This is a genomic window from Phenylobacterium sp., assembly GCF_030693805.1.
In the GTDB taxonomy this organism is placed as follows: domain Bacteria; phylum Pseudomonadota; class Alphaproteobacteria; order Caulobacterales; family Caulobacteraceae; genus Phenylobacterium.
In genome coordinates this window covers 1-4,102 of record NZ_JAUXZW010000196.1, presented here as the reverse complement: position 1 = coordinate 4,102, position 4,102 = coordinate 1, and the positions used below count along the sequence as shown (strand labels likewise).

General features: G+C 68.4%; 4 protein-coding genes. 2 read left to right on the top strand and 2 right to left on the bottom strand.

Going from position 1 to position 4,102, the window contains the following annotated elements; all coding sequences use genetic code 11:
- Nucleotides 1-1,508, top strand: a 1,508-nt coding sequence (gene mutS / locus Q8M88_RS07970) for a DNA mismatch repair protein MutS (RefSeq protein ID WP_305596140.1), incomplete at its 5' end; no start/stop codon positions are given.
- Here mutS and Q8M88_RS07965 read toward each other — a convergent pair.
- A complete protein-coding gene (locus Q8M88_RS07965) occupies nt 1,492-2,139 on the bottom strand; it encodes a hypothetical protein (protein ID WP_305596138.1) in 648 nt (215 codons plus the stop codon). The two genes, mutS and Q8M88_RS07965, sit on opposite strands and share 17 nt — an antisense overlap.
- 185 nt (nt 2,140-2,324) lie before the next feature.
- Nucleotides 2,325-2,471: a hypothetical protein gene (locus Q8M88_RS07960; RefSeq protein ID WP_305596136.1), complete on the bottom strand. Its 147-nt coding sequence runs from the start codon at nt 2,469-2,471 to the stop codon at nt 2,325-2,327.
- A gap of 150 nt (nt 2,472-2,621) precedes the next feature.
- Here Q8M88_RS07960 and glnD point away from each other — a divergent pair.
- Nucleotides 2,622-4,102, top strand: a 1,481-nt coding sequence (glnD, locus tag Q8M88_RS07955; protein WP_305596134.1) for a [protein-PII] uridylyltransferase, incomplete at its 3' end; no start/stop codon positions are given.

The window sequence follows — 4,102 nt, the reverse complement described above, 5'->3', positions numbered from 1 at the left end:
CGTTGGCCGTGCTGTTCGCAGCCGCGCCCGATCCGCTGGTCGCCCCGCCGCCGGAGATCGCCGCCGCCCTCGATGCTCTGGATGCGCGTCGGGTCGAGGACCTCGCCCAGCTTCGCGCCCTGCTGGACACAGGCCTCGGCCCCGACCTGCCGGCCCAGGCCCGCGACGGCGGGTTCGTGGCCGCGGGCGTGCGCCCCGAACTCGACGAGGCCCGCGCGCTCCGCGACGACAGCCGCCGGGTCATCGCCGGCCTCGAGGCCCAGCTCGCCGCCGACACCGGCGTGGCGCTGAAGATCCGCCACAACGCCGTCCTCGGCTATTTCGTCGAGGCCACGGCCAAGGCCGCCGAGCCGCTGCTCAAACCGCCGCACCAGGCGACCTTCATCCACCGCCAGACCATGGCCAACCAGGTGCGCTTCACCACCGTGGCCCTGGCCGAGCTGGACGCTCGCATCGCCCAGGCCGGCGAACGCGCGCTCGCCATCGAGCTGGAGACGTTCGAGGCCTGGCGCGAGGCCGCCTGTGCGGTCGCCCGAGCCATCCAGGCCGCCGCCGAGGCCGCCGCCTGCCTCGACGTCGCCGCCGGGCTCGCCGAATGGTCCGACGACGTCGGCGCGTCGCGTCCGATCGTCGACCGCTCCACCGCCTTCGAGGCCGAGGGCGCGCGCCATCCGGTGGTCGAGGCCGCCGTGCGCCGTGCGGGCGACGCCTTCACCCCCAACGACTGCCGCCTCGACGGGGTCGGCGCGTCGGGCCCCAGGCTCGCCATCGTCACCGGCCCCAACATGGCCGGCAAGTCGACCTTCCTGCGCCAGAACGCCCTCTTGGCGGTGCTGGCCCAGGCTGGCGCCTTCGTGCCGGCGCGGCGCCTGCGCCTGGGCGTCGTCGACCGCCTGTTCAGCCGCGTCGGCGCGGGCGACGATCTGGCGCGCGGCCGCTCCACCTTCATGGCCGAGATGGTCGAGACCGCCGCGATCCTGACCCAGGCCACGCCGCGCTCCCTGGTGATCCTTGACGAGATCGGCCGTGGCACCGCCACCTACGACGGCCTGGCCATCGCCTGGGCCTGCGCCGAGGCGCTGCACGAGACCAACCGCTGCCGGGGCCTGTTCGCCACCCACTACCATGAGCTGACCGTGCTCGAGCAGCGGCTCGCCCACGACGCCAATCTGTCGCTGAAGGCCAAGGAGTGGAATGGCGATCTCGTCTTCCTGCACGAGGCCCAGGCCGGCCCCGCGGACCGCTCCTACGGCGTGCAGGTGGCCAAGCTCGCGGGCGTCCCCCCCGCCGTGGTCGCCCGCGCCCGCCAGGTGCTCGACCGCCTGGAACGCGAAGCTGGCGCCCCCGCCCACCTGGAGGACCTGCCGCTGTTCGCCGCCGCGGTGGCCAGCGTCGCCGAACCCGCCAGCCCGAACCCCGTGGAGGCCGCCGTCCGCGACCTGGACCCCGACGGCATGAGCCCGCGAGAGGCGATGGACGCGCTCTACCGGCTCAAAGGGATGCTGTGAGGTTGGTGGTGCTGATGGTCGGCATCGACGCTTCCGACCCGACTAACAAGGATCGGCGATACGCCCACTTGTCGTCCCACTCGCTGCGACAAACGCCCAACACTCGGCACGTCTCAATGACAGAGCCGTCTCGACGTCGCCTCATGACAGCTTCGTCGCTCAACACATCCCCAAGCACTACGTTGTGGTAAACCCATCCGGACTTCTCAAGTCTCTGCCACACGCCGTGCTTGAAGGGCTGGTACCAAACGTGAAGCCCTCCATCGGCAGCAATTTGATGAAAATCCTCTAGGGCATTTGCTACCTTCGACGCGAAATCACCCTCAGGTATCTTGTCCCACACCCCAGTTACTGCGAAATACATAGCTTGAGTTATCGATGCGTCTGGCTTGAGATTGTACGTCGGTTTCTGTGGAATTTTTGCTTTCACGTCACGCCAGAGTACAAACGGTGCATACAGAAGCGTCGTGAACGCTGCTGTAGTGGCAACTATTAAGCCTATGACGGCAAAGGCGACCGTGGCTGACAAGATTGCGCGTATAAGCGCCTCGTCATTGGCTCTCGCGCCAAACCCTCCAAGCGCGGGAGCTACGAGCCAAACCAGTATTGCCGTCACGAGCGCGAACGCCAACGTTCGCCAGATTGCTGGAGGACTCGAGCCCACTAGCCGCCAAGCGACTCTCCATCCAACCGCGAGTGCCTTGCGCCAGAACTGAATGTATTCCCGCATTTGCAAGCGATTACATGATTCTGCAGGGCTGCAGAGTCAACCAATCTTTGCGCAATGGCCCGAAGACCGCGACGTTCGCGTCGTCCTCACCCCACCCACAGCCAAACCGCGGCCGACGCCGCAAGCACGGCGGCGATCGTCAGCAGCAGCACCGCCCGCACCACGCCGGGCCAGCCGGCCTCCGGATGGGCCAGGGGCTCGCGCAGGCGGTCGTAGAAGTCGAACCTGGTCATCGGCCAAGCCCTCCTATGAAAGCGCCATTGTAGAGCTTCAGGGTGAGCGGCTGGTGAAAGACCAGGGTTAAGACATAACGGCGTTTTCGCCTGACGAACCCACGGCGCGGCGCCTATATCGTCTTAACCTGAAGCCCCCTACGGTCGCCCATGCCTCCGCGCCTACGCCCGACCCGCCTGGAATACGTCGTCGACGGCGTGAAGCTGCGCGCCCAGCTTTCCGCCGCCGCGCTGGAGGCGATCGGCGACCAGGCCGAACAACGCCGCGCCGCGCTGGAGATCCTCAAGGCCGCCCTGTTCCGGGGCCGGATGATCGCCAAGGAGCGGCTGGAGAACGGCGCCGGCGGCATCGAGACCGCGCGGCTGCTGTCCGGGGTCTCCGACGAGGTGATCGGCGCGCTCTACGACTTCACCACCGTGCACGTGTTCCGCGCCCGCAACCCCACCGAGGGCGAGCGCCTGGCGCTGATGGCCGTCGGCGGCTACGGCCGCGGCGCGCTCGCGCCCTTCTCCGACATCGATCTGCTGTTCCTGCGGCCCTACAAGCAGACCGCCCACGTCGAGAGCGTGATCGAGTTCATGCTCTATGCGCTGTGGGACCTGGGCTTCAAGGTCGGCCACGCCTCTCGCACGGTCGAGGAATGCATCCGCCTGTCGCGCGAGGACTACACGATCCGCACCTCGATCCTGGAGGCCCGGCGCCTCACCGGCGACGAGCGGCTGTGCGAGGACCTGCAGAAGCGCTTCCAGGCCGAGGTGGTGCGCGGCACCGGCGCCCAGTTCGTCGCCGCCAAGCTTAAGGAGCGCGACGAACGCCACGCCCGCGCCGGCGCCAGCCGCTACATGGTCGAACCCAATGTGAAGGAAGGGAAGGGGGGTCTGCGCGACCTCAACACCCTGTTCTGGATCGCCCAGTACCTGCACCCGGTGAGCCACGTGGACGGCGTCGTCACGCTGGACATGTTCGACGGGCGCGAGGTGCGCGCCTTCATCCGCGCCTTCGACTTCCTCTGGGCGGTGCGGTGCCACCTTCACTTTGCGACCGGCAGACCTGAAGAGCGGCTGAGCTTCGACCTGCAGCCGGAGATCGCCCGGCGCATGGGCTATGGCGACCGGGGCGACGCGCCCGCCGTCGAACGGTTCATGCGGCGCTACTTCCTGATCGCCAAGGAGGTCGGCGCGCTGACCCGGGTGTTCGCCGCCAAGCTGGAGGCCGACCGGGTGAAGATTTCACCCAAGGGCCTGTCGCGCATCCTGCCCGGCCGCAGCAATTCCAAGCGCAAGGCCCTGGACCATCCTGGCTTCGTCGAGGACGGCGGGCGGCTGTCCATCGACGGGCCGCAGACCTTCGAGAGCGATCCGGTCAACCTGCTGCGGCTGTTCCAGATCGCCCAGGCGCGCAATCTCGACCTGCACCCCGACGCGTTCACCGCGGCGACGCGGATGGCCTCGCTGATCACCGCGGCGGTGCGGCGCGATCCGGCGGCGGCGGCGGTGTTCCTCAACATCCTGGCCCGCGGGCGCGATCCCCAGCGCACGCTGGCGCTGATGAACGAGGCCGGCGTGCTGGGCCGCTTCGTGCCGGAGTTCGGGCGCATCGTCGCCCAGATGCAGTTCAACTTGTACCACTC